The sequence below is a fragment of the Opitutaceae bacterium TAV5 genome (assembly GCA_000242935.3).
Classification (GTDB): Bacteria; Verrucomicrobiota; Verrucomicrobiia; order Opitutales; family Opitutaceae; genus Geminisphaera.
On sequence record CP007053.1, the window covers coordinates 3,478,389 to 3,504,116 of the forward strand.

The window sequence follows — 25,728 nt, forward strand, 5'->3', positions numbered from 1 at the left end:
CGGACTACAGACGACATTTTTACGTCTTTGCAGCGAGTCCGCATTATGCCCGGGTGAGTCCGGATTTTTTGTGGTTTGCGCACAACGCGCAGGCCAGTCGCCACCAACATTAACCAAGGAAACTTGCAACAGGCTATCGATACCGGCCCTCCGGCATAGTCCTTCCAACTGATGATTGATAAGAAACTACTGAAAACCTGTCTGACAATTTTCGTCGGATTGCTGCTCGGGATCAGCAATCTGACCGCAAGCCCGGTCACCACCGCCGGCGCAATCCCGGAGGACGAGGCGGCCCTGCAGCGGAAGGTTCACGAACTGGCCGCCCAACTCGAACAGACCCAGGCTCAGCTCACCGCCCTGCGAGCCCGCAACCGGAGTCCCGGTGCAAACGGCTCCACAGGCGGTGCCACGGGAGAAGCCGCCACCCCGACAACCGCAGCCGCTGCAAATACTGCCGCCGCGAAACCTCCGGAAACACCGGACAAGCAGCCGGCGGAAAACCGTGATCTCCGCTTCGGCCCCCTGCGCATCGGCGGCGCGATCCGCGCCAATTACACGATCGGCGATTATCCGGACCAGGGCAGACCGTCGCGCGGCGGAGACAGAGGTAATTTTGAACTGGATACGTTCCGTCTCAACGCCGACATCGAACACAACGTCCTGATCGGCTCCGCCGAATACCGCTGGTACGACGGCTACAACTTCGTCCACCACGTGTGGCTCGGCTACGAGGACGCGGTGAACCGCGTGGAGGCCGGCCTCACCCGCGCCCCCTTCGGCCCCGGCCCCTACGGCGTTTCGCAGAGCTGGTTCTTTGACCAGCACTACTACGTCGGCCTCTCGGACGACATGGATCTCGGCGTCAAATACACCCGCAAGCTCGGCAACCTCACGCTCGATGCCGCCTGGTTCCTCCGGAGCGAATGGAACGGCAACGGCGCCAGCCGCGACAGCGCCCGCTACAGCTACGACGTAGTCCGCCGGGAAGACGGCACCGGCTACGACGAGGGAAACCGGTTCAACCTCCGCGCCGTTTATCGCTTCGACAACGGCGGCGACGGCATCACCACCGACCTCGGAGCCTCCGCGCAATTCGGCCTCCTCGACGGCAAGGGCGGCACGGACGACGGCCATCACTACGCGGCCTCCGTCCACATGGTGAACACATTCAGAAACTGGACGCTGGCCACCCAGGCCACGCGCTATGAATATTCGCTGAAGGGCGCCGACCTCGTCCCGATGGGCGCCTACGACTACGCGGCAGATGTGGCGGCGAAGGCCTGGGTGCTCGCCGCATCGCTCGGCTATCGCATCGAGACGAAAAACATCCCGTGGCTCGACTACGTGCTGCCCTATGTCGAATACAGCAGCATCATCAAGGACGAGAGCCGCTTCAACAACAGCGACATGGTCGTCATCGGCGCGGCGTGGGCCAGCGGCGGATGGTACATCTACACCGATCTGGCCTTCTCCAACGGCAACTTCTTCGTCGGCGACACCGGAGACTTCGGTGCCAACACCGACAACGACTGGCAGACCCGGTTCAACATCAACTTCGGTTACTACTTCTAGTCTTCCCGTGAGCGATACCCATTCCGTAGAGGTCAGGAATCTCTTCAAGATTTTTGGCCCGAGTCCGCGGGAGCACGCGCTCCCGCTCATCCAGCAGGGTCTCTCCAAGGCGCAGATTCTCAAAAAAACCGGCTGCACGATCGGCATCAACAACGCCTCCTTCGAGGTGAGGAAAAAGGAGATCTTCGTCATCATGGGGCTTTCCGGCAGCGGCAAGTCCACCGTGATCCGTTGCCTCAACCGTCTGATCGCGCCCACCTCCGGCCAGGTACTGATCAACGGCGAAGACATCACGAAGGTCAGCGCCAGACGCCTGCGCGAGATTCGCCGCAAGAAGATCGGCATGGTGTTCCAGCGCTTCGGCCTGCTGCCCCACCGCACCGTGCTGGACAACGTCGCCTTCGGCCTGGAAATCCAGGGCATCCCTCTCGCGGAACGTTACGCGAAGGCGAAGGAGGCGATCCTGACCGTGGGCCTCGGCGGTTACGAAAACAGCATGCCGGGCGCGCTCAGCGGCGGCATGCAGCAGCGCGTGGGCCTTGCCCGCGCTCTCGCCAACGACCCGGAAATCCTGCTGATGGACGAGGCCTTCTCGGCGCTCGATCCGCTGATCCGCGTCCAGCTCCAGAACGAACTGATCGAACTCCAGGCGCGCCAGCACCGCACGATCATCTTCATCACCCACGACCTCGACGAGGCGCTCAAGCTCGGGCACCGCATCGCCATCATGAAGGACGGCGAGATCGTCCAGATCGACACGCCCGAAAACATCCTCAGCCATCCGGCCAACGACTACGTGCGCAGTTTTGTCGAGAACGTCGACCGCACGAAGGTCATTACCGCCGGCTCCATCATGAAGAACACCGAGGGCGTCATTCCGCTCTCCTACGGCCCGCACCAGGCCCTGCGCGTCATGCGCAAGCACGACTACTCCACGCTCTACGTCGTGGACGAGGACCGTCGTTTCCTCGGTCTGATCTCCGTCGACGACACCGCCGCCCGCACCCGCAAGGTGCCCATCGAGGAGGACAAGACCGACAAGCACACCGTCGAGCCCATCCTCAGACGCGATTTCCACGTCGCGCGCGTCGACACCCCCATCGCCGCGCTGCTCACGGAAGCCTCGCGCAGCAACGTACCCCTGCCCGTCGTCGACGAAAACGGGAAGTTCCTGGGCATCGTCACCCGTCCCGCCATCCTCGCCGCCATCGCCGGATAATCCACATATGACGCCTCTCCAGATCGGAAAATTCTTCGAGCAGTTCGTGACTTTCCTGAAGGCCGCCTTCCAGGGGTTCTTCGACACCGTCAGCAGCACGCTGGGCTTCGTCATCACCGCGCTCAAAAACACGCTGATGATCGACCCCCGGCACCTCTACGCATCCGTCCTCTTCGGGCTGGTCGTTGCCGTCGTCATGGCCGCCCTCGCGCGCCGCTGCGCGGGCCGGCGCGCGGGGCGCAAGCTGCTCGTGCCGGCATTCGTTCTCACGGCGCTCGCCTTCGGCGGGCTCGAATCCTGGCGCCTGGCCAGTATCAACCGGCCCATGACACCGGACATCGCCGCGCAAATGCAGGAAGACTACCGGGCGCTCGCGCAGTTGCTGGAAGCCGAACCCGTGGACGCGCCGGTGGCCCTGCTCCGGTCGGCCGCCGACGCGCTTGCCGCCGCGCCCGCCGCGTCGCAAGACCCCGCCGTCACGCAGGCGGCCAAGGCAACGACCGACGCCATCCGCCGCATCGAAAACGCCCGCCGCGGCGACACCGAACGCATCTACGAGAGCCTGCGGAGCGCGGTCGACGCCCTCGCCGGACCCGCCGTTGCCGAATCCGGTCTCCTGCCGGCGGACACGCTCGCGGACCTGGAGGCGCAGGCCTTGCGCCTGCAAGCCCTCACCGCCATCACGCCGGCGAAGCGGTTGATCCGCGACCTGGAACGCCTGACGGAGCCGAAGCCGATGAACCGTTTCATCAACCAGCGCAGCTACGAGCGGCTGGCCGAAGTTCTCCGCGCGAGCCATGCCTGCTACACGCAGGCGGACAACGCCGCGTTGCGCGACGCCTCCGCCAGGGCCCTGGGCCAACTGCGCAAGCTCAACCCCGCCCGCCTCGACTGGTATGCGCCCGCGCTGCTGACCTTTGTGATGGTGACCATTGCCTGGCTCGTTGCCGGTCGCGGGGTCGCGGTGTTTTCGCTCGTCGGGCTGATCCTGATTTTCGGCATGCAGCTCTGGGAGCCCACCATCGAGTCGCTGGCGCTGGTGCTGGCCGCCACGCTGTTTGCGCTCCTCCTCGGCATCCCGCTCGGCATCGCCGCCGCCCGCTCCCGGCACGTTGACCAGGCGCTGCGTCCGTTTCTCGATCTCATGCAGACGATGCCGGCGTTCGTTTACCTGATTCCCGCCGTCATTTTTTTCGGCCTCGGCGAAGTTCCCGGCGCGATGGCCACGCTGATTTTCTCCATGCCGCCCGCCGTGCGCCTCACCGCGCTCGGCATCAGGCAGGTGCCGCAGGAAATCGTCGAGGCCGCGCAGGCCTTCGGCTCCACCGGCAGTCAGATGCTTTTCAAGGCGCAACTGCCGATCGCCATGCCGACCATTCTGGCCGGGGTCAACCAGACGATCATGCTCTCGCTGTCGATGGTCGTCATCGCCGGCATGATCGGCGCCGGCGGACTGGGCAGCGTCGTTCTCGGCGGCATCACGCAGATGAAGCTCGGCCTCGGTTTCGAGGGCGGCCTGGCCGTCGTGATCCTGGCGATCTACCTCGACCGCGTCACCCAGGCCATGGGCAAGAAAAACTGAATCCCGGCGCCGCCCGCGCCGGCAGGCGTCCGTATCCGGGCGCTCACGACAAATCCGGACCACGGAAAAACCGCAACAATCGCAAAAAACAACCGACATTCCCATGAACTACATAAAAATGATCACGCTGCTGCTGTGCGGTCTCGTTACCGCCGGCGCCGCCGACAAGACGCTGAGAATCGCCTACCCGAACTGGGCCGAGGGCATTGCCATGACGCATCTCGCCAAAGCCGTCCTCGAGGACAAGCTCGGCTATGAGGTCACGCTGACGCAGGCCGACCCCGGCGTCATTTTCGCCGCGCTCGCCAACGGCGACCAGGACCTGATGCTCGATGCCTGGCTGCCTTACACACACGAGGCCTACTGGGAAAAATACGGCGCCTCGCTGGAGAACCTGGGCGCGACCTTCGGCTACGGCGTGACGGGCCTGGTGGTGCCTTCTTACATGACGATCAGATCGATCGAGGACCTCAACGGCATCAGCGACCAGCTCGACGGCAAGATCATCGGCATCGATCCCGGCGCCGGCATTTCCGCGAACACGCTGAAGGCGATCGACGAATACGATCTGAAGTTGCAGCAGGTCAATTCCAGCGGACCCGCGATGACGGCGGCGCTTGCCGACGCCATCAGGAGCAAAAAACCCATCGTGGTGACCGGCTGGAAGCCGCACTGGAAGTTTGGCCGTTTCGACCTGAAGATTCTCGAGGATCCGCGCGGAGTTTTTCCGATCGACCAGATTCGCAAGGTCGCCCGCAAAGGCTTCACGAAGGATCATCCCGAGGCGTACCAGTTGCTCATCAACTTCGCCCTTACGGAAGACCAGTTGCTGAGCCTGATGGAGGCCATCGAGAAGAGCGGCAACGCGCCGGCCGCCGCCGAGGACTGGGCCCGCGCCAACCAGCCGCTGGTCAACTCCTGGCTGCTGAAGCCCTGATCAGCGGGGCGCGCCGGGCTCACACTTTCATTTGAGTTATGGCCGCCAGGGGTTGCGGAGAATGAAACCACGGATTACACGGATGATCAGAAAGATAAAATACGGATTGTATCCATGTGATCCTGGAAAATCCGTGAAATCCGTGGTTAGAGCATTTTTTTAAAAATTGTAGCCGTACAGGATCCTGAAAACAGAACCACGGATATCACGGATGCACACGGATAAGAAGGAAGCGGCAAGGCATGGTTTGAATCCGTGATAATCCGTGAAATCCGTGGTTAAAAACGGCTACAGCTTTAATTGAACCGCTCTAAAAACGGCCACGCCGTTTCCTGAACCGCTCTGGTCTTCGGCTGGCAGGATCGGTTCCAGGCGTGAATCCAGCAGGGCGAAGTCTTGCGCCTTGTCCACGGTGGCGGTGAGTTGCCAGGGCGTGTACGCTTCGCCGGCGCCGTCGCGCAGCCAGACTTGCGCGGTCCAGGTGTAGAGGTGGTCGCGTTTGAGGAGCTGCGAGCCGCGTTGCGGCGGCAACTCGCGGACGTCGCGACCTTCGAGCGCGGTGAGCGCGGCGGCGAAGCTCTTTTCCTGGTTCTTCATCTCGAAGTGCATCCAGGGAAGGAGGACAAGAACGGCCACGGCAAGGGCAATGAAACCGGCTTTTGCGGTGGTACCCCAGTCAGCGCACCTCTCCCAGAATGCGGTGCGACCTTCGGGATGAGGGGTGTATTGTCCGGAGGGTGAATTCATTGACGGCGGAACGAAGGAAACGCGGCGAGATGCCTGGCGAAAGCGACAGGAGACGGGCAAGAGGCGGGCCTCATTCGAACTTCACCCGGTCGCGGCAGAATTTTTCGCAGAGGGAAAGAATTTCGTCGGAGGACTCCATTTTCAGGGCTTTCGCCGCCAGGCGATGGGCGTCGTCCATGCGCATGGCGCGCACCACGGCCTTCACGGCGGGGAGGAGGGGGGGCGTCATGCTGAGTTCATCCGCACCGAGGCCGAGGAGCAGGGCGGCGAGCACAGGATCGCCGGCCATCTCGCCGCAGACGCTCACCTTGATGCCGGCGCGATGCGCCTCGTCCACGATGCGGTGCAGGATGCGCACCACGGCGGGATGCGTAGGCTCGTAGAGGTGCGCGATCCGGTCGTTGAGCCGGTCGATCGCCAGCACGTACTGGATGAGATCGTTGGTCCCGATGCTGAAAAAATCGCACTCCTTGGCGAGCAGGTCGGCGGTGAGGGCAGCGCTCGGAATCTCGATCATGCTGCCGACTTTCAGCCGTTCGTCGAAGCCGTGTCCCTCGGCACGGAGTTCGTCCATGCACTGCTTCAGGATTTCATTGGCCTGGCGCACCTCTTCGCAGCCGCTGATCATCGGGTACATCAGGTCGACGCGGCCGTGCGCGCTGGCCCGGAGGATGGCGCGGAGCTGGGTCTTGAAAATCTCCTGCTTGTCGAGGCTGATGCGGATGGCGCGGTAGCCGAGAAACGGGTTTTCCTCGCGGGGGGAAAGCAGCGAGCCGGAGACCACCAGCTTGTCGCCGCCGAGGTCCATGGTGCGGATGACCACGGGCGCGGGCGCGAGGGTTTCGACGACTTCGCGGTAGGCGGCGTATTGTTCTTCTTCGGGGGGCGCGGTGCCGGCGTTGAGGTAGAGGAACTCGGTGCGATAGAGGCCGACGCCTTCGGCATGGAATTCGCGAACGAGGCCGGTTTCGTCGCTGTTCTCGATGTTGGCGCGCAGGGGCACGGCGACGCCGTCGAGCGTGACGGAGGGGAGGCGGGCGGCCTCGAACAGGCGCTGCTCGTAGCTTTTTTTCTGGAGCTGGAGCTGGCCGTAACGGAAGAGAGTCTTTTCCGACGGGTTGACGATGACGAGGCCATCATAGCCGTCGACAAGGATGATGTCGCCGCTGCGGATGCGGCTGGTGAGGTCGCGCGAGCCGACGACGGCGGGCACGCGCATGGAGCGGGCCACGATGACAGCGTGGCTGGTCTTGCTGCCGCTGTCGGTGACGATGGCGAGCGCCTGGGAGCGGTCGATGCCGGCGGCGTCGGAGGGGGAAATGTCGGTGGCGACGACGATGCGCTTCTCGACGAGCTGGCTGAGCGTCTGGGCGGTGCGCCCGAGGAGGTTGTTGAGCAGACGCTGGGCGACGTCACGGATATCGGCGGCGCGTTCGCGGAGGTATTCGTCGTCGATCTCGGCAAAGGCCTTGATGTAGCGCTGGGCGACGCGGTTGAAGCAGGACTCGATGTTCTGGCCGGTCTTCTCGAAGTCGCGGACGGTTTCGGTGATGAGGGCCTGGTCTTCGAGGACGAGGAGGTGGGCGTCGAAAATGCGGGCTTCGTCGGGTCCGAGGTTTTTTTCGACCTGCTCCCGGGTTTTCTGGATGTGCTGGCGGGTGGTGACGAGGGCATGCTCGAAGCGGGCGACTTCGGCGGCATGTTTGTCCGGCTCGACATCGTAGCAGGGGACTTCGACGTCGTTCTTGATATAGATAAAAGCAGGTCCATACGCGATGCCTTGCGAGGCAGCGATGCCTGGCACGGTGTACTCGGTTGGACTGCTCTCGGAAGTCATGCGGCGGGTGCTTCCGCCGGCGGCGCCGGGCCGCCAGTCGCAAGCACGGCAAATCACGCGGGCGCGGAGGCGGGCGGTCAATACGGTTTTCCGGATGCACGGGGTGGAGGAGGCCCGGAAAGAGCGGTTTTGTGCTGGCCGCGGAGAGGAGGGGGCGTGCGGGGAACGGCCGGGACGAACGGGGCGGGGGACGGTCGAGGTTGTGATGGTCTCGGAGGATTTTTTTCTCCAGAGGTTTGGGCACCATGCCGTTGTCATCACTTTCCGGATCTGTTTCCGCCGCACTGCCCCCGCCTTCACCGCTGCCGCCGGCAGCCGGGGGGGCGGCGCTGGTGACGGGCGGGACGGGGTTTCTCGGACGGCGTCTGGTGGAGCGCCTGCTGGCGGCGGGCCGTCCGGTGACGGTGCTCGCGCGAACGCCGGCGCCGGATCTGGAGGCGTGCGGGGCAAAATTTGTGCGCGCGTCGCTCGACGATGCGGCGGCGGTGGCCGGGGCGTGCCGCGGGGCGGAGACGGTTTTCCATGTGGCGGCGCGCGTGGGCGTGTGGGGGCGTTACGAGGATTTTTACAGGACCAACGTGCTCGGCACGCGGGCGTTGCTGGAGGGTTGCCGGCGGCACGGGGTGCGGCGGCTGGTTTATACGAGCACGCCGAGCGTGGTGTACAACGGCCGCGATCTGGCCGGCGCGGACGAATCGCTGACGTTGACGGAGGCGTGCCCGAGCCCGTACCCGCTGACCAAGGCCCTTGCCGAACGCGAGGTGTGCGCGGCGAGCGCGGCGGGGCAGGAAGCCGGGCATGCGCTGCGCACGGTGGCGCTGCGGCCGCATCTGATCTGGGGCGTGGGTGACCCGCACCTGGTGCCGCGCGTGCTGGAGCGGGCGCGGGCGGGGCGGCTGCGGATCATCGGCGACGGGCGCAACCGCGTGGACATGGTGCATATCGAAAATGCGGTCGATGCGCATGTGCTGGCGGAGCGCGCGCTGGCGGAGGCCGGCGGCGCGGCGGGGGCGGGGCAGGGGAGCGCGGCGGGCAAGGCGTATTTCGTGACGAACGGCGAACCGGTCTTTTTGTGGGACTGGATCAACGGCCTGCTCACGGCGCTGGGCGAGCCGCCGGTGCGGCGGCGGGTGTCGTTGCGCGCGGCGTCGGCGATCGGCGCCGTATGCGAGACGGCGTGGCGGGTGCTGCGGAAGCGAGGGGAGCCGCCGATGACGCGCTTCGTGGCGGCGGAGCTGGCGAAGGACCACTGGTTTTCGATCGAGGCGGCGCGGCGCGATCTGGGTTATGCGCCGCGCATCAGCATGGCGACAGGGACAGCAGAACTGGTGGCGTGGCTGAAAGAGCAGGCGACGCGGCGCGCGTGAAGGCGCGACGGTTTTCAGGCCGTCGCTCCTTCGATTCTCACACACCGTTGCCCGCCAGAAAATCCGACGCCCATGGCTCCACGCCTTCGTGGGCGAGGAGCCGGCGCTTGGCGTCTTCGCCGAACGCGAAGCCCGTCAGCGAGCCGTCCGTGCCGATCACGCGATGGCAGGGGACGATCAGGGCGATCGGATTGGTCCCGTTGGCCCGGCCGATGGCCCGGGCCGAGGAGTGGAGCGCGCGGGCCAGGTCGCCGTAGCTGCGGGTTTCACCGAATGGAATCGCCCGCAACGCCTCCCATACGCGAAGTTGGAACGGGGAACCTTGCGGCGCGAGGGTGAGGTCGAAGGTCCGGCGGCTTCCGGCGAAGTACTCCTCGACCTGTTCGCGCGCCGTGCGCAAGCGGACGGCGTCGCGCATCGGCGGCTCGTTGCGGGAACGCGTTTGCAGGGCGTGAACGTCGCCAAAGGCAGTGGCAACGATGGTGCCGTATTCATCGGCCGCGATGGAGAAGTCGCCAAGGGGGATAGAAAAGGTATCGTAGTAAGATTTCATGACAAATGAAGAGAGGCGGGGAGAATCAGATGAAGAATGGCCACAAAAAGCACAAAAAAAACACGCCGCGCATGAAGTCCTCCATCGCGCTTACAAGCGCGCGGGAGATTCACGCCGGACAAGGAGATTTTTTGTGCTTTTTGTGGCCATTCATTCCGGATCGGGTTGCAAGGATTGCCAGAGGTGGGCGGTGGCGAGGCTGCGGTGCGGTGAAAACACCGACATCAGCCGCCGGGCGGCGTCGATATCGGGGCGGGTTTCGAGACCGAACAACGCGACGAGCCCGCTGGTGACGCCGGTGTCACCCCAGGGCACGCAGTCGGCAAAACCGAGCGAGCGCATCATGAGGTAGTTGACTGACCACGGGCCGAGCCCGCGTATTGCGAGCAGGGTGCGCTCGGCGCGCGTGGCGGAGAGATGACGCAAGCCATCGAGATCGAGCTTGCCGGCGGCGACGAGTCGGGCGGCGTTGATGAGGTAATCCGCTTTCTGGCGCGAGAACTTGAACGCGAGCAACACCTCCGGTTCGAGTGCGGCGAGGGCTGCGGGCGTCGGCAAGGCGACGAGACCTTCGCCGGCCGGCTCTCCTGTGTGGAGAGCGAGGCGCTGGCGAAGCTGGAAGGCGAAGGGGAGGTTGATCTGTTGGCCGATGATCGCCCACAGGAGCCCGTCGAAAACCGAAAATGTCTGCACGAGCCGCAGGCCCTCGCGGCCCTTGACGAGCCGGGTGAACCCGAGCCGCCGGGCAAGGCGGGAGAATCCGGCGGCGTCCTGCGCGAGGCCGAGCAGCCGGGTGACGAGGGTGTGCGCCTCGCGGGCGGGGCCACGCGAGAGCGTCACGCGCACGGTGGCCGCGCCGCTGCTGCCACCGGTGTCGGAAAACTGCAGCGTGAGCAACGCGGGGGCGCCGTCCAGGCGGATGGCGGCGGTGAAGGTGTCAGCCTCGAGTTTTTCGGTGACACCGTACGGGTCGCGCCCGAGCGTGCGCCAGAGCCGGGCGACCGGGTAGCCGGCGGGCAGCGTGAGGGTAAAACTGCGGGCATCGGGCGAGCCGAGTTCGCGAAACGCGGCGGGGGTGAGGCCGTTGAACTGACGGAAATGATCGTGAAACGAGGATTGCGATTCGAAGCCGACGGATCTGGCCACGTCGAGCAGCGGGGCATCGCCGGCGGCGAGCAGCGCGTTCCGGGCGGCGTCGATCCGGGCATGCAATAACAAATCGGCGGGCGTGGTGTGGTAGTGCTGGCGAAGCAGTTCGAAGACGCGTGTCGTGCCGAATCCGGAGCGCCGGACGATGGCGCGCGCATCGGGAAACGCCTGTGGCGCGGCGCGCACTTCCGCGACGAGCGCCTCGACGGTTTCGAGCACGGGATCGGCGCCGCGTTCGAAATCGTCGGGGTGGCATTTTTTGCACGGACGCAATCCGACCTCGCGCGCCGCCTCGCACGTGGGAAAAAAGCGGATGTTTTCGGGTTTCGGTTTGCGGGCCTTGCAGGAGGGCAGGCAGTAGATGCCGGTGGTGAGCACGCCCGTAAAAAACCGTCCGTTATAATCCGGATCGGAGGCGAGGAATCGCTCGTACATCTGCGCATGGCTCATTCGCATGCCGACACGGTAGCACATCGGCGGCCGGTCTGTCGTCCGGAGAATTTCGGAGCAATTTTGATTCGATAATGGCGAATGGTGATCATTTCCTGTCTGTTCTCCGTGCCCAAAAAGGTGAACAAGCCCCCGATGCCAGCCAAACCCATCAACCCGGCGATCACCATGCGCCACCTCGCCGACGCAGCGGGGGTTTCCAAGATGACGGTTTCATTGGCCCTGCGCGGCCATCACAAAATCTCCGAAGCCACTCGCATGCGTATTTGCAATCTCGCGGAAAAGATGGGCTACCGGCCCAATCCGTTTGTGCAGACGCTGATGGCCAACCTGCGCGTCACACGCCCGGCGAGCTATCATTCGACCATTGCATGGATCACGGCCTTTCCCACGCGCGACGGCTGGAGGCGGCATCGGGTCCACAGGCTTTATTACGAGGGAGCGACCGCGCGCGCCGCTGCGCTAGGTTACAAGATCGAGGAGTTTTGGTCGCTGGAACCGGGCATGAGCGGAGCCGCCTTGAGCCGCATCCTGCGCATGCGCGGCATCCGTGGCCTGGTGGTGCCGCCGGTGGGCACTCCCGGCACGCGGCTGGACATCAAATGGGAAGATTTTTCGTGCGCCACCATCGGATACAGCTTCATGACGCCGCGCCTCCACCGCTCCGCCGCCAATCTGCACGATGCGATGTGGCGCGCCCTCGACGAGTGCCGGCTGCGTGGTATCAGGCGCATTGGCTTCGCGACGCCGGCCGACACAGACAATCGTGTCAACCATAGCTGGCTTGCCACGTTTCTGGCCTGGCAAAAGTTCGCCCCGGCAAAGGACCACCTGCCTGTGATCCACACATCGAAGCCATTGGAAGACATGTTGCCCGCATGGTTGGAACGATATCGTCCGGAGGTGATCATCAGCCCGAATACCGAGTTTCTGAATTGGCTGCCTGCCTTGGGAAAACGCGTGCCAAAAGACATTGGCTTTGTGACGCTGAGTCATCCCGCGGAGAATTCCTCCACGATCAGCATCAGTGGTATCAGCCAGAACGATTTTTATATTGGCGAGGCGGCGGTCGATCTCGTGGTTTCACAACTTCAGCACAATGAGACCGGGGTCCCGGCGCGCCCGCGGATCGTGTTGACGGAAGGGTCGTGGGTGGATGGCAAGACGCTGCCGCCGCGCATCCCTGCCGAAGCCGCGCCGCCCGCTGCCCAAGCCTGACGCATTCGCCCGTCACGTCCAGGCCATGCGACCGTATTTGGGCGGTGTCGTCCCGAAACGCTTCCGGAAACACCGATGGAAGCCCGGCAGATCCCTGGACCCGCCGGCGAGGCATACCTCCAGTACACTCCGCTCAGCGAATTGTCGCGCCAGAGTACCGCCGCCGTGCGCAGTCGCTGCTCCATCAATCAGCCTTGAGCAATCCGGGTGGGAGGAGGGAGGGCGGGCCGACGTGCTCCGGGTCAACTCACGGCGCGGGGGCGTGATAGTCGTTGTTGTTGTAAGAGTAGAAGGAGATGAGGTTTTCGCCCTTCACCCAGCGCACGGAGCCGTCGGCGCGAGCGGCGTTCTGGCCCTGCACCGTGGACGCGCCGGTGTCGGGGTCGGAGTGACCGTGGAAACGACCGCCGGTCAGGGTGGTCACGCAGGTCCAGAGCGGGAAGCGCGCGGGCACCTGCTCGATTTTCTGGAGCGTGGTGGAGTCGAGGTTGTAGCCGGTTACGACCGCGGACTTGAGGGGGAGGTTGGCCCAGTAGGCATAGGTCGTGTAGTTGCCGAGGACGGGGGTGTAATTCGAGGACTCATGGTTGCGCCAGTTCTTCAGCGGGCCGGGGCAATACATGATCGGATACTTGGTCGCGGTGCCGCCGAGGTAGGGGCGAAACTCCTCGTTCCAGTCGGCGGTGACAAAGGCGTGCGGCGCCTTGTGCGACACCGTGCCTCGCGGGCGGGCGGGGATGGTTCCCCTGTTGTCTTGCGCGAAGGCGACGGTGGCGAGGGCGAGCTGGCGGAGGTTGCTCGCACAGGTGGCCCTGGCCGCGGTCTCGCGGACCTTGGCGACGGTGGGGAGAATGATGGCCGCAAGGATGCCGATGATGGCGATGACGGTCAGCAACTCGATCAGGGTGAAGGCGGCGCGCCACCGCCGCCGCTGCGTTCCGGCATAGGGGAGGATGTGAGGTAGTTGCGGGTTCATTGAGGTGACGGTTTTTAAGGTAAAAAGACGGGGCGCCTTCAATCACGGCTGCCACGGCGGCGGATACCCAGCGCACAGAGCGCGGCCAGCCCGGTGAACACAGCCCAGGTCGAGGGCTCGGGGACCAGCGACAGCGTGAGGTCGTTGCCGTTGTAGTGCAGGAAAAAATCATACGAGCCGGTGTTGTTGGTCAGGGTAAGCGCGTTGCTCGCGCCGAACGCCTCGCCGTTGATCGTGGCGAAGGTACCCGAGATGGACGAGAAGCCGTCTATCAGCGTGAAGCCGGCGACCGGGGTGAAGTCGGCGGCGAGCGTCAGGCTCAGGTTGGCGCTGTCGCCAAGGGTGAGTATGCCGGTAAAGTCCAGCGAATTGAAAGCTCCGTCCAGGGTGGCGCTGAACTCGGTGTTGATCGTGGCGGCCGCGACGTTGTCGAAGACGCCGCCGGCATGGGCGAAGGTGCCCACGGTCAGGGTCGCCACGTTGCGCAGCGTGCCGCCCGTCTGGTTGAAGGTGTCCACCGTGACAGTGCCCCCGGTCAGGTCGAGCACGCCGCCGCTCAGGTTGACGGTGGAGGTGACATTGGTGCCTTCGGTCAGATTGCCGCCGATCGCGAGCACGCCCCCGGCAAGGTTAAGCGTCGCGTTGACCTCGCCGGCATTCGCGCGGCGGCCCAAAATCAGGTTTGTATCCACCTGGACGTTCGCTGTCCCTGAGATATCGAGAACACCCACGGTCGCGGTGGGCGAGCCTCCGCCGGAATCCGCCACCCAGATTTCACCGGCCTTGAAGGTGCCTCCGGTGATTTCCAGGTGCCCCGCCACAGTGCCATTGGCGTGGCCTTGACCAGAAGCACCTTGCTTCCGTCCGACGACGACCAGGGTCGCGTCGATATTTCCGTCCCCGATGATCAGCTTCGATGTGAAGGTGATGTTGTTCCCGGCCGTGCCCGATACACCATTCACCGCCGAGCCGATCAGCAGGGTGCCCACACGCGCGTCAACCGAGCCCGCGCTGAAATCCGCCGTGGACGTGTAGCTGCCGGCAGTCGGGTTGTAAGCCCCGGTCAAGGCGCCGATCGACAGATCGGCCCGGGAATCTCCGCCCGCACTGCCACGAACCGTGAGCGTCGGGATTTCCGCCGCGGAAGCATTGGCCGCCCCGGAGTTCGCGGCCCGGAATGTGACAAGTCCCGGGGACCGGCCTGAGGCAAAAGCGATGGTGTCCACGTTCAGTTCCGTGCTGCTTCCCAAATACAGTCTGTTGCTCTGGACGGTATTCCATGCGCCATAGGTTCCCGAGCCGCCGCCGGTCAGGGTGGAGGCGGTAATCGTGCTGTTGCCGGCCAGGTAAACAGTGCCGGAGCCGCCGCTGCTGCCGATGGTGGTGCTGCCGTAATTGAACGCATTCACTGTGGCGGTGAAGGTTGCGAGGTACGACAGGTCCAGCACGGCGGCGGGATTGCCGCCGCTGCCCGTCGCGTTGTTGGTCACCGTGAAAGTCGCGGCGCTGTCGTTGATCGCCAGGGAGCCCGCGCCGGTGAACGCCGCCCGGGTCTGGAGACTTGAATTGCCACTCTGTCCTCCCACCAGAAACGCACCGCCCACGGTGAGCGTGTGACCGGCGCCGATTTCGGTAACGTGCCAGTTCGAGGTGTGGTTCCAGGTCAGGGAATTGATCGTGAAATCTTCGTCCACGATGTTGCTCACCGTGGTCGCGTTCGCGGTCGTGCCGGTCGCACCGAACGTCACCGCTGTGCCGGCCGGCGTGGCGTCGGTGCTCCAGTTGGCAAAATCCGACGCCGACCAGCTCAGGTCGGAAGACGCGCCTGCGTCCCAGACCGTCTGGCCAAGGCCGACAACGGCGGAACCGGGCAAACAAGGAAGCAGGAGAGAAACAAACAACGGGAGCTTTTTCATGCGGAACGGGGGGGGGAGGATTGCGGTTGTATTCAGGTTGCGAGAACCGCACAGGCGGCTCAACGGAAAGATAGGTTTACGCGTAATCCCTCGGCGGAAGTTTGGGCGAGCGACGTAGCCACGCGGTCACGAATCAACACGAAATCGGGCCGCCCCGGCCGCCTGGGATCGTCGAGAATAAACACCAATACGCGCAGCCCCGGCGACATCGGCAGGCCGGTCGAGCGCAGGCGCCGCCAGCCGTCCGCCGTGCGACACGCCAGCTTGAAAGGCAGCAGCCGGTTGACTTCCGGCAACGCCGCCGGCACGACCCGGTCGCGCCCCGGAGCGACCTCGAAGGATCGCTCGCCCAGCGTTCCGCCGAGTTCCATGCTCGAATAATTCAGAAGGCGTACCGACTGCCCGGGGAACACTCCGTAGCTGTCGTCGATCACTTGAATGCGGATACCCGATTCTCCCGGCGCAGGCGCGGAGCTGCGACCGAAGATGAGGAGCACCCGCGTCATACCCGGAGGAATCGTGACCGAGACCACGGGCGTCTCGGTTTTTCTGCCCTCGCGCACGACGGTGCGGCTGAACACCAGCGTCCCCGGCCCGGCGCACTCCATGGCGGGCGAGCGGTCGCGCCAGGGAATCGTCACGGAGCGCAATTCATCCCTGTGCGAGTAGTTCAGGACCAGACCGGAATCGGAGCCGAAGGTGTCCCAGGCCAGCGCGGTGAACGTCACCGGCCGCAGCGTGGGGGGGACGGCGGCGCGGAGCGACGGGAGGATACCCGGGAGCCAGAACAACAGCAAGGTGAGCACGGACAGGAGCGGTTTCATATTTCGTCGGGGCTGAGCCAGCGGAACCGGGTAATGACAAACTTGCGGCCAAAGGTGCGGCTCGCCGCGCCGAGCGCGGGATCGTCGAGGCGAAGTTCGGCGGATTCGCGGCCCACGAATTCGGGCAGGCGCTGCACGATGGCCTCGCACCAGGCGCGGCCGGAGATCTCGCCGGTGACGGGATTGCGCACTTCCCCGCAGGCGCGCACGCGGAACGTGTCGGAGCGGGCCGACATTGCCGGCGCGAGAGGCGCGAGCAGGTCGCTTTGCAACAAAAAGCCGGGCGCACCGGTGGCGCGCAACTTGCCGCGGGCCGCGTCGGGATTGTCGGCGTTGTCGAAACTGGCGGGGACGATCTTCGCCGGGTCCAGGCCGGGCAGGTCCTTCAAACCGTCGCGGCCGCCGCCCGAGGTGGAGGGGTCGGCGGTGTTCACCACGGCGTCGATGGCCGCCTGCACGACACCCATCTGGTTGCGCGGGTCGGTGGCGGAGCGGGACAGGTCGCGATTGATGAACTCGGCCAGGCTGCGGGCCGGGCGCCCACGAGCCTTGATACCCTTGACGATCTCGCTCGCGAGCGCCTGCAGCCGGGCGGTTTCAAGGGATCGGTATCCGGTCCACTCATACATGTTGTTTTTCGAGACGGACGGATCCCGGTCGTGCAGGCGCGAGAGGCGTGGGAAGGGGCGGACGTTGCTGTCGGTGCGCGTGCCGGAGCGGGTGCGGTAGGCGTAGTCGGCGGCCTGCACGCTGCCGAGGAAGGCGGCCCAGGCCTCGACCGAGGTTGAGTTGACGTTGAACGCGCCATCGATGAGCAGGCGGGTGGCGGCAAGTTGGTAGCCGTCGGCTCCTTCGAGCGCGGTGAGATCGGCCGGAACGCCGGCGGGATCGTGGAAGCGCAGGCGGGAGTTGGGCAGACGGGTGGGGTGAGTCGCCAGCGAAGCCGGCAGGGTCGAGATGAAGAACCGGTCCCACAACGCCTCGTTGAGCGCGTAGCCGTAGTCGGGCTGGTCGTGCGGGTAGAAGACGGAGGCGAAGCTGTTGCCGAGCGGATACGCGGGATGTTTCGCGTCCACGCCCCAGTTGACCTGCCCGAGACGGCCAAGGGAGACGATTTCCTCGTTCTCCCGCAAGACGTCGAACAGGATGGCGTGGGTGGAGCCATCGGAGCTTTCCACCGAGCCGCCCCAGTAGCCGAGCGTGTCCCCGCCCGAAACCTCGTGGTCGATTTCGGTGTAGTCCTGATATTTGAAGGAGGTGGCGAGATAGTGCGCGACGTTGTCCCGGCCATTCAGCCGCTGCGAGACGGTGGCGCGGATGTTGGCGTCGACGAGGAAACGGTCGCCGGAGGAGTCGTCGTCGGGCAGGTCTTTGCCGAGTCCGGGGTTGTTGGCGGTGGTGCTGTCATAGTTGAGCCGGTCCATGTCGGCGTGGCGCAGGGCGATGCGCAGGGTGCGCAACTGGCGGGCCTCGTCGGTGTTCAGCCCTGCTTGGGGATAGGGTTTCGCGTAGAGAACCGAGGAGAGGGGAAGGTTGCGCGAGACGAGTGAGGACACGGGGGTGGTTCCGGGAGCGGCTTTGCCGAGCGCAAAATCAATGCGCGGATGGTCCTGCGGCATATGCCCCAGTTGCACCTTGCAGAGAGCGCGCTTTTCGTCCGTGTGGACATACCAGCCCGGGGCCTGCGCGTCTGTCTCCACGTAGGCGCGCACGGTGGACAAACCGGGCTCCAGGTCGATGATGGTGGCGGCGGCCCCGAGGGCGATGTCCGCCGTGGCCGAGGCGGGCAACGAATAGATCTTGATTTCGCCGGGGTCGAAGCTGTCGGTGATGTTGAAGGCTACCTTCCCGTCGGTTCCGTCGAGATTGAAGATGTCGCGCAGAAAGAAGTCCTGCGAGTCCGACAGGGTGCCGCCGCCTTCTTCGGACGTCTGGTTGTAACTGAGCGAGAAAGAGAGGTCCGATTTTCCAACCGTGGTTGACTGGTAAACGAGGCAGTAATTGGCGTTGCGCAGCGTCACGTTATACGGGTTCATCAACACCACGCGGGGGCGCAACATGACGTGGTATTTGCCGCCGGAGGACACATCCAGCCCCCAGCCGATTTCGAGCATGACGGGGACGGGCATGATGGCATGCCCGGCGGCCGCCGGAGCGGTGATGCCGTTGCGTGTGGTGGTTGCGAGCGGCGCTGCGACGGGGTTCATGTTGTTGCTGGAGTCGGCGCGAATGGCGGTCCAGGCGCGGACTTGGCCCCAGGTGGGGGCGTGGGGTTCTCCGTTCAAGGTGCTGCCGCTCCACGTCCCGCTGGCCGTGCGGCCGTAAAGACCGGGCGTAGGCAGGGTGAACACCGCCATGTCGTCTCCGATTTCCGCCGATCCCATGGATCCGGCGGACGGTGCCGCCGCCAGCCCGCGCGTGAGGTCGCGGCGGAGGCCGCCATGTAGTGTGTCGGACAGTACACCGTGTCCATCGGTGGTGAGGTCGTGGCTGGCATGGGCGGTCTGCGCCATGGCACCGGACGTGGCAAGAGCGGCATGGAGCATGGGGATCTGGGTGTAGGTGATGAGGCGGGAGCGCAGGGTCTCGAAGGCATCGGTGGTGTTGGTGAAGACGCTGGCGAGGACGGGGGCATTCGCGAGGAGATCGATGCCGGGGCGGGGGGCGGCGTGCCGGCGCCAGGCCGCTTCCCCGGAGTCGGCGGCTTCGCCGCGCCAGGGATCGTCGAGATTGATTTTGGCCTTGATGCCTTCGTCTCCCACCCACCAGGCGAAGGCTCCTATCCCGATGGGAGTGGTATTGCCGCCGCCAAAGCCGGGCACCTGGTTTGCGGGGAGGGTGATGAGGGATTTGGCAAGCTTGATGCGCCCGTCCTGCGGATGGCCTCCGGTGATGTCGGGCGCGAGATCCTGGCCGAGCAGGGTGCGGAGCAGCCAGACATTGTCGTTGCCGGGCGCGGGATCGGCAACGGGAGCGGCGTCAGGTTTGAGGGCGACGCCGTTGATTTCGTTGCCACTGACAAGCCAGACCATAGGCGCGGACGAGACGGGCGGCGCGGCGTGCGAGGCATTGAGCGGGTCCGGCGGCCCGGCGTCCCATACGCCTGTCCAGAACGGGTTGCCGGTGTTGGCGGGATCGATGTCGGCGCGGGCGGTGACGGCCTGGTCGGATCCCGCGTATTTCTGGAGTTGGCCGATTGCGAGGTTGAGCGAAAAGAGGGCGTTTTGGCGTGCCTGGGCCATCTGCTGGCTATTGGCCGCCACCTGGGTTTCGACCCGCGTGAAGGTGGCCAGCGACACGAGGAGCAGCACGAGAAATGCCACGAGCACGATCGTCACGAGCAGGGCAAAACCGCTCCGGCTGGCACGGGAGGATGGGGACGGGGCTTGCCTGCATGGATGCATGCGGTCGGGAGTGATCGGCAGGGGGCGGCTCATATTCCGGGTTTGGGATGCGGAGCGGGATGAAAAAACACCGCATACTCCATATCGCACACCTATCCTCCGTCAGGCGGACCTCAAAACCCGCTTGGATTTACGCGTAAACCTTGATGGTTTTTGCGCACCTCGGGATTGTGCTGCACCACTCATGCCCTCCTGTCGTATCCACCGATATGCTTCCTGCACCCTTCATTGTAATCTTATGAAAACATACGCCCTCCTTTGCCGATGCCATCGATTGGTCCTCGCCGCTCTTTGCCTCGGCTTGTCAGGCCTGACCGCCCGGACGACCACGGGCAACCTGCTCCAGAATCCCGCCTTTGCCGACGGCGACGGCGACGGATTCCCCGATGGCTGGACCCCCTATCCGCCCGGTGACGGCGACACGCGCATCATCGCCCCCGCCACCGGCGGCGGCATTGTATTCAAAGACAATGACAAAAACAGCGGCCTCGGCATCGAGCAATGGGTGCCCGTCCAGGAAGGCCTCCGCTACACCGCTTCCGCCGACATCTCCGGCACCGGCGTGACCCTCAATATTTTCTTCGTCGCGAAGAAACTCGTCCGCGCCGGCGACCTCAACAAGGTGAAACTCTCCAGCAAGTCCGCCCGAACCGCCGCTGGCGCCCGCACCGAGGTTGTCGCCGTCGCCCCCGCTGGCGCCACCTGGGCCAAGATCTGGTTTTATTGCCCCAAGGCCGGCATCGCTGATGCGGTTATCCGGGACGCCGCGCTTACCTCCGCCACCCTTTCGCCTTCCGAGGTTGCCGCCGCCGCGCCCGCGCCTGCCGCCGCTCCGGCGGTCTCCGCGCCTTCCGGTCCGGTGCCTCAGGGCAATCTCCTGAAAAACCCGGTCTTCGCCGACGCCGACGGCGACGGCACGCCCGACGGCTGGAACCCTTATCCTCCCGGCAACGGCGACACCCTCGTCCTTGCGCCCGCTCCCGGCGGCGGCCTTGTATTCAAGGATAACGACAAAAACAACGGGCTCGGCATCGAGCAGTGGGTCCCCGTCCAGGAAGGACTCAACTACACCGCCTCCGCCGAGGTCGCCGGCAACGGCGGCGTGAGCCTCGTGCTCATCTTCGCCCCGAGCATCCCCAACCGCCCTGGTGATCTGAAAAAAATCCAGCTCGCGGACAAATCCGCCCGCGCCGCCGCCGGCCAGCCCTCCACTGTCCCTGCCATCGCCCCCGCCGGAGCCAAGTGGGTCAAGGTCTGGCTCTACAGCCCCAAGGTTGGCGTCACCGATGTCGTGATCAAACAGGCAAGCCTCGTTGCCTCCGTCCCGTCCGTCGCCGCGGTAAACGCGGCCACCGCCGCCGCCGCAGTGGCGGCCAGACCCCTCCCCCCCGGCCTCGCCAGCGTCATCGACTTCGAAACCGGCGACCTTTCCCAAGCCCACATGGGCAAGGCCGAGGGCGGCGACGTCACCGTCATCACCGCCGCCGAGGGCCCCGTGCGCGAAGGCAAATATTCCGCCAGGATCGCCATCAAGGCCGACAAGCATCGCGCCGAGGTCCCCGGCTACCGCTCCGGCGCCTACGGCGTCGCCCGCTACGGCTGGAGCATCTACATCCCCAAGGAATTCGACGCGCAGACCTTCTTCAGCATCATCACCCAGTGGCACAGCTGGGGCACCGGCCGCGAATCCCCCAAGGACGGCGGCCCCCCCACCTGCATGAACATCTCGAAGGGCAAGCTTCACCTGAAGCTTCTCGCCCAAGGCGACGACGGCTGGACGAGCAAGGCCACCTACCTCGATATCTGCGCCGTGGACGAGATGCGCGGCCGCTGGAACGACTTCGTCATGGAGGTCAACTGGCAGGGCCCGGGCAAGGGCGGCTGGCTCAAGCTCTACAAGGACGGCAAGCTCGCCATCGATTACAAGGGCACCACCTGGTATGACGACAAGGACAAGGGCCCCTACTTCAAGTTCGGCACCTACAAGGGCGGCGGCAAATGGCGCGGCACCGAGGAAGGCGCCATCCTCTACGTGGACGCCGCCCGCATGGCCCTCGGCGAACAATCCACCTGCAAAATGGTCGATCCCGCCGCCTACGCGCCCAGGCCCGTCCGGGAATAAGCTGCGCCGGCCATCACTTCCCCTGTCGCGCCCGCAACCGTCTCCGTTGCGGGCGTTTTTGCTTCACGCCAGCAACCGCGCCCGCCGCCGATACATCGCCGGAGGCACTTGATAAACCCGTCGATAAAGACGTGAAAAATGATACTCGTCGTAGAATCCGCACCGCTCCGCGACGACCTTCAGCGGCAGGTCCGTCGTGCGCAGCAGCCGCTCCGCGTACGCCGTCCTCGCCCGCACCAGAAACCGGTGCGGCGGCAACCCCGTGTACTCCGCGAACAACCGCCGGAAATGCACCGGCGACAAGCCCAGCCGCCTTGCCTCCGCCGCCTCGTCGAACGCCGCCGCCGGCTTTGCCCTGACCCGCTCCGCCAGCCGTCGAAACGCCTCAGCCCTCGGATCAGGCTCCGGCGTCCACTCGGGCTCATGCAGGTCCAGCAGCACGTCCTGTAACACCGGCAGCGCCCGGTCCGGACGCCCCGCTCCCAGATGCCCGATCATCCGCGCCATCTTTTCGCACACCGCCTCCGGCTCGACCGGAAACCTCCACCCGCGCGGCCTCGCCGGCGGCAGCAGCCCGCCCCGCCGCCACTCGTCCACCCGCTTTCCCGCGAAGCATACGTAATAATGATTCCACCCCGACCGCTCGCGATTCCCGTAGCAAAAATGCGGACCCGGCTCCGTCCACCACAGCACGGGCCGCGTGAATATCTGCTCCTCCTCGTCCCCGCACCGATAGCGCACCGTGCCCGTGTGCGCGTAGTTCAGCGAGACGTAGTCGGGAAACGCCTTGTCGATCCACACCGTGAAATCCGGCAGGTGGTTGAACAACGTGAAACGGAAATCCCGCCCGCCGATCGAGATCAAATTGTGCATTGGTTTCAGTTTTCCATCCATTTTCAGGAGGAGTTATTTCGGATATGATGGCACGAGAATGAGCGAAACGTCTATCCCTGAATCATCACTGCCGCTATCATCGCCGGTCCGCATCGGCCTCATCGGACTCGGCGCGGTCGGGCAGCAGCACCTCGACTCCGCACGAAAATTGACCGATGGCGTCATCACGGCCGTGTGCGACGCCCGGGCCGACCTGGCCGAATCCACCGCCAGGGCTCGCGGCGTCGTCCGCTGGACTTCCTCCGCGCAGGAAGTGTTTGACGACCCTGAAGTGGACGCCGTGCTCCTCGCTCTCCCCGCCGGCATCCGCGCCGCGCTCGCCGAAGCCGCTTTCCGCGCCGGCAAGCACGTGCTCCTCGAAAAACCCGTGGCCATGAACGCCGCCGAGGTGCGCGCGCTGCTGGCCGCGCAAGGCGACCGCGTCGCCGCCTGCTGCTCGTCACGACTGCGCCACTACGCTTCCGCCCGCGCCGCCCGCCAATACGTCACCACCGGTGCGCTCGGCGCGTTCCGCACCATCACCTGCCGCGTGATCGCACCCGCCGGCGCGCCTCCGGCGAAACCGCCGCCCGCCTGGCGGCTCAACCGCTCCCTCAACGGCGGCGGCATCCTCGTCAACTGGGGCAGCTACGACCTCGACTACCTGCTCGGCATCCTCGGCTTCGACCTCGAACCCGAATACGCCTTCGCCCGCGTCTGGAGCGCGCCGGCCCCCTACGCGCACTACCCCGCCCCCGGCTCCGACGCCGAGACCCACGTCGTCGCCACCATCGGCTTCAAGGGCGGCGCCGCGCTTCACTACGAACGCGCCGAGTGCGCCCTCGAACCGCCGGCCCGCTCCTGGCGCATCACCGGCGCAAAAGCCGCGCTCACGCTCGAAATGGCCCCGGCCAAGGGCGCCAACGTGCTCGTCAGCGAACCCGACCCGGCGCGCGGCACCGTCACCCGCCCGCTCTGGGAAGGCGACGAATCCGGCTGGGCCAATTTCAACGACGGTCCGCTCCTCGACTTCGCCTCGGCCATCCGCCACCGCCGCCCGCCGCTCACCAGCCTGCGCGACGCGCTGCTCATCGCCCGCATCACCGAAGGCATCTACCGCTCCGCCGATTCAGGGCGTCCCCTGAATTTCGCGGAGGCGGGAATCTGACCCGCGCGCACCAAAACCGCCTCCCTCCCGCCGCCCTCCTTCCAGCCGTAACCGTCATCCTCCTGTAATTGTAATCCCATGCGCTATTCATTCATGTCCTTCAGTTGCTCCCGGCTTCCGCTTGCCGAGGCCCTCGCCCACGCCGCCCGCCTCGGCTACGACGGCTTCGAGCCCCGCCCCGGCTGGAATCACGCCCACGGCGTCGAACTCACCGCTGACGCCGCCGAGCGAGCCCGTATCCGTCGTGTCGTGACGGAGTCGGGCGTCGCGTTGAGCTGCCTCGCCCCCGGTCTGCGTTTCGCCAACCCCGCCACTGTCGATAAACAACTCGCCGAGGCCTCCGCCTACATCGATCTCGCAGCCGACGTCGGCGCTCCGCGCCTGCGCGTTTTCGGCGGCGAACCCGGCAAGGACATCGACCGCGACACCGCCATCGCCAACGTATCCGCCGCGCTCAAATCCCTCGCGCCCCAGGCCCGTGCGCGCGGCGTCACGCTCTGCCTGGAAACGCATGACGCGTGGACCAATCCCGACCACGTCGCCGCCGTCCTCGAATGCGTCGACGATCCGCACGTCCGCGTCGTGTGGGACATCATGCACCCCCTGCGCGCCTCCGGCTGGACGATCCGCGACGCCTGGACGCGCCTGCGCCCGTGGATCGAGCACGTGCACATCCACGACGGCACCTTCGAGCAATCGAAGCTCGAGTTCGCCCCCATCGGCAAAGGACGCTACGACATCCCCGCTGTCTTCGCCTGCCTCGCCGAGATGCGCTACGACGGCTACCTCAGCGGCGAATGGATCGATTGCGACGGCGTGATCAACCTCGGGACCGAACTCGCCGCCATGCGCTCGCTGGAAGCCGCCGCCCGCGGTTGAATCCATCCTTCCGCCCGTGCATGTCCCCGTCCATCTCCTGTTCCCGCTGGCGAGCAGCGTCGCCTACGTCTTCGCCATGCTGCTCTTCAAGCGGTCGGGTGACTGGGGCGTGGGCGTGTGGCGCACCGCGCTGCTCTCCAACCTCGCCATCGCCCTCGCCTTCGCGCCGTTCTGGTTCATGGGCGGGCCCGGACAGCCCGCCGCCCTGCTCTGGCAACCGCTCGTCGTCGCCGTGCTGTTTGTCGGCGGACAGGTCTTCAGCTTCCTCGCGCTGCACTACGGCGATGTGTCCGTCTCCACGCCCGTGATGGGCCTGAAAATCGTGTTCGTCGCGCTCGGCAGCTCGCTGCTGCTGCCCGGTTCCATCCCGGCGCGCCTGTGGGTCGCCGCCACGCTGAGCACGCTCGCCATCGCCCTGCTGAGCCGCGGCAAGTCGCGCCCCAGGCACCGCGTGGGACTCACCATCGCCGCATCCGCACTCGCCGCGGCCAGCTTCGCGCTCTTCGACGTGTTCGTGCAAAAATGGACGCCTGCATGGGGCGTAGGCCGGTTTTTCCCGGTCATGTTCGGCATGGTCGCATTGCTCTCGTTCGGGTTCGTGCCGTTCTTCAGCGGCCCGTTGCGCGCCATCCCGCGTCCCGCCCGGGGCTGGCTGGCGGGCGGCTGCGCGCTGCTGGCCCTGCAGTCCGCCTTGTTCGTCTATGCCGTCGGCGCTTTCGGCGACGCGACAGTGATGAACATCGTCTACTCCGTGCGCGGCCTCTGGAGTGTGGCCGTGGTCTGGCTTGTCGGTCACTGGTTCGCCAACGAGGAACAAAGCCTCTCCCCCGTGGTGCTGCGTGGCCGCCTGTTCGGCGCGGGCCTGATGCTGGTGGCGATCTCGCTCGCGGTGATCCGCTGAACAACGAGCCGGTTTACGGGTAATCCGGGGTGGC

The 25,728-nt window shown here is 65.4% G+C and carries 20 protein-coding genes; 11 read left to right on the top strand and 9 right to left on the bottom strand.

The window, feature by feature from the left end:
* The first annotated feature begins 171 nt into the window (after positions 1-171).
* From OPIT5_14935 to OPIT5_14950, 4 genes are all read left to right on the top strand, one after another.
* Positions 172-1,572 carry a hypothetical protein gene (locus OPIT5_14935; protein AHF91315.1) on the top strand — a complete coding sequence of 467 codons (1,401 nt, stop codon included), beginning with the start codon at positions 172-174 and terminating at the stop codon, positions 1,570-1,572.
* A 7-nt stretch (positions 1,573-1,579) separates the two neighbouring features.
* Positions 1,580-2,791: a glycine/betaine ABC transporter ATP-binding protein gene (locus OPIT5_14940; GenBank protein AHF91316.1), complete on the top strand. Its 1,212-nt coding sequence runs from the start codon at positions 1,580-1,582 to the stop codon at positions 2,789-2,791.
* Positions 2,792-3,701: 910 nt separating this feature from the next.
* Positions 3,702-4,373 (top strand): glycine/betaine ABC transporter permease, encoded by a 672-nt coding sequence (locus OPIT5_14945; protein AHF91317.1) that lies wholly within the window; start codon positions 3,702-3,704, stop codon positions 4,371-4,373.
* Between the two features lie 103 nt (positions 4,374-4,476).
* Positions 4,477-5,310: a glycine/betaine ABC transporter gene (locus tag OPIT5_14950; GenBank protein ID AHF91318.1), complete on the top strand. Its 834-nt coding sequence runs from the start codon at positions 4,477-4,479 to the stop codon at positions 5,308-5,310.
* Between the two features lie 288 nt (positions 5,311-5,598).
* Here OPIT5_14950 and OPIT5_14955 read toward each other — a convergent pair whose 3' ends face one another.
* Positions 5,599-6,057, bottom strand: coding sequence for a hypothetical protein (locus OPIT5_14955; GenBank protein AHF91319.1), 459 nt, complete (start codon positions 6,055-6,057; stop codon positions 5,599-5,601).
* A gap of 70 nt (positions 6,058-6,127) precedes the next feature.
* Entirely contained in the window at positions 6,128-7,894 is a 1,767-nt protein-coding gene (locus OPIT5_14960; GenBank protein ID AHF91320.1) for a phosphoenolpyruvate-protein phosphotransferase, read from the bottom strand.
* A 245-nt stretch (positions 7,895-8,139) separates the two neighbouring features.
* Here OPIT5_14960 and OPIT5_14965 point away from each other — a divergent pair, with 245 nt between their 5' ends.
* Positions 8,140-9,261, top strand: coding sequence for a 3-beta hydroxysteroid dehydrogenase (locus OPIT5_14965; GenBank protein AHF91321.1), 1,122 nt, complete (start codon positions 8,140-8,142; stop codon positions 9,259-9,261).
* Positions 9,262-9,298: 37 nt separating this feature from the next.
* On the opposite strand, the gene OPIT5_14970 is transcribed toward OPIT5_14965, so the two are convergent.
* Both OPIT5_14970 and OPIT5_14975 read right to left on the bottom strand, forming a co-directional pair.
* Positions 9,299-9,814 (bottom strand): methylated-DNA-protein-cysteine methyltransferase, encoded by a 516-nt coding sequence (locus OPIT5_14970; GenBank protein ID AHF91322.1) that lies wholly within the window; start codon positions 9,812-9,814, stop codon positions 9,299-9,301.
* A 150-nt stretch (positions 9,815-9,964) separates the two neighbouring features.
* Positions 9,965-11,398, bottom strand: coding sequence for an AraC family transcriptional regulator (locus OPIT5_14975; protein AHF91323.1), 1,434 nt, complete (start codon positions 11,396-11,398; stop codon positions 9,965-9,967).
* A gap of 96 nt (positions 11,399-11,494) precedes the next feature.
* Here OPIT5_14975 and OPIT5_14980 point away from each other — a divergent pair, with 96 nt between their 5' ends.
* Entirely contained in the window at positions 11,495-12,631 is a 1,137-nt protein-coding gene (locus OPIT5_14980) for a transcriptional regulator (protein AHF91324.1), read from the top strand.
* A 75-nt stretch (positions 12,632-12,706) separates the two neighbouring features.
* Positions 12,707-12,829: a hypothetical protein gene (locus OPIT5_14985; GenBank protein ID AHF94413.1), complete on the top strand. Its 123-nt coding sequence runs from the start codon at positions 12,707-12,709 to the stop codon at positions 12,827-12,829.
* Positions 12,830-12,878: 49 nt separating this feature from the next.
* Here the strand turns inward: OPIT5_14985 and OPIT5_14990 are convergent, their stop codons facing one another.
* The 4 genes from OPIT5_14990 to OPIT5_15005 are packed head-to-tail and all read right to left on the bottom strand — an operon-like array spanning position 12,879 to position 19,784.
* Positions 12,879-13,607: an N-terminal cleavage protein gene (locus OPIT5_14990; GenBank protein ID AHF91325.1), complete on the bottom strand. Its 729-nt coding sequence runs from the start codon at positions 13,605-13,607 to the stop codon at positions 12,879-12,881.
* A gap of 38 nt (positions 13,608-13,645) precedes the next feature.
* A complete protein-coding gene (locus OPIT5_14995) occupies positions 13,646-15,523 on the bottom strand; it encodes a hypothetical protein (protein ID AHF94414.1) in 1,878 nt (625 codons plus the stop codon).
* A gap of 59 nt (positions 15,524-15,582) precedes the next feature.
* Positions 15,583-16,347 (bottom strand): hypothetical protein, encoded by a 765-nt coding sequence (locus tag OPIT5_15000; GenBank protein AHF94415.1) that lies wholly within the window; start codon positions 16,345-16,347, stop codon positions 15,583-15,585.
* Positions 16,344-19,784 (bottom strand): hypothetical protein, encoded by a 3,441-nt coding sequence (locus tag OPIT5_15005; GenBank protein AHF94416.1) that lies wholly within the window; start codon positions 19,782-19,784, stop codon positions 16,344-16,346. Before OPIT5_15005 ends, OPIT5_15000 begins: the two co-directional genes overlap by 4 nt.
* Before the next feature lie 241 nt (positions 19,785-20,025).
* On the opposite strand from OPIT5_15005, the gene OPIT5_15010 reads away from it, so the two are divergent.
* Positions 20,026-21,873 (top strand): hypothetical protein, encoded by a 1,848-nt coding sequence (locus OPIT5_15010; protein ID AHF94417.1) that lies wholly within the window; start codon positions 20,026-20,028, stop codon positions 21,871-21,873.
* Positions 21,874-21,936: 63 nt separating this feature from the next.
* On the opposite strand, the gene OPIT5_15015 is transcribed toward OPIT5_15010, so the two are convergent.
* Positions 21,937-22,767, bottom strand: coding sequence for a hypothetical protein (locus OPIT5_15015; GenBank protein ID AHF94418.1), 831 nt, complete (start codon positions 22,765-22,767; stop codon positions 21,937-21,939).
* A 37-nt stretch (positions 22,768-22,804) separates the two neighbouring features.
* On the opposite strand from OPIT5_15015, the gene OPIT5_15020 reads away from it, so the two are divergent.
* From OPIT5_15020 to OPIT5_15030, 3 genes are all read left to right on the top strand, one after another.
* Positions 22,805-23,914: a hypothetical protein gene (locus OPIT5_15020; GenBank protein AHF94419.1), complete on the top strand. Its 1,110-nt coding sequence runs from the start codon at positions 22,805-22,807 to the stop codon at positions 23,912-23,914.
* 78 nt (positions 23,915-23,992) lie between these two features.
* Positions 23,993-24,793 (top strand): hypothetical protein, encoded by an 801-nt coding sequence (locus tag OPIT5_15025; GenBank protein ID AHF94420.1) that lies wholly within the window; start codon positions 23,993-23,995, stop codon positions 24,791-24,793.
* A 16-nt stretch (positions 24,794-24,809) separates the two neighbouring features.
* Positions 24,810-25,694, top strand: a complete 885-nt coding sequence (locus tag OPIT5_15030) for a membrane protein (GenBank protein ID AHF91326.1) — start codon at positions 24,810-24,812, stop codon at positions 25,692-25,694.
* Positions 25,695-25,728 lie beyond the last annotated feature (34 nt).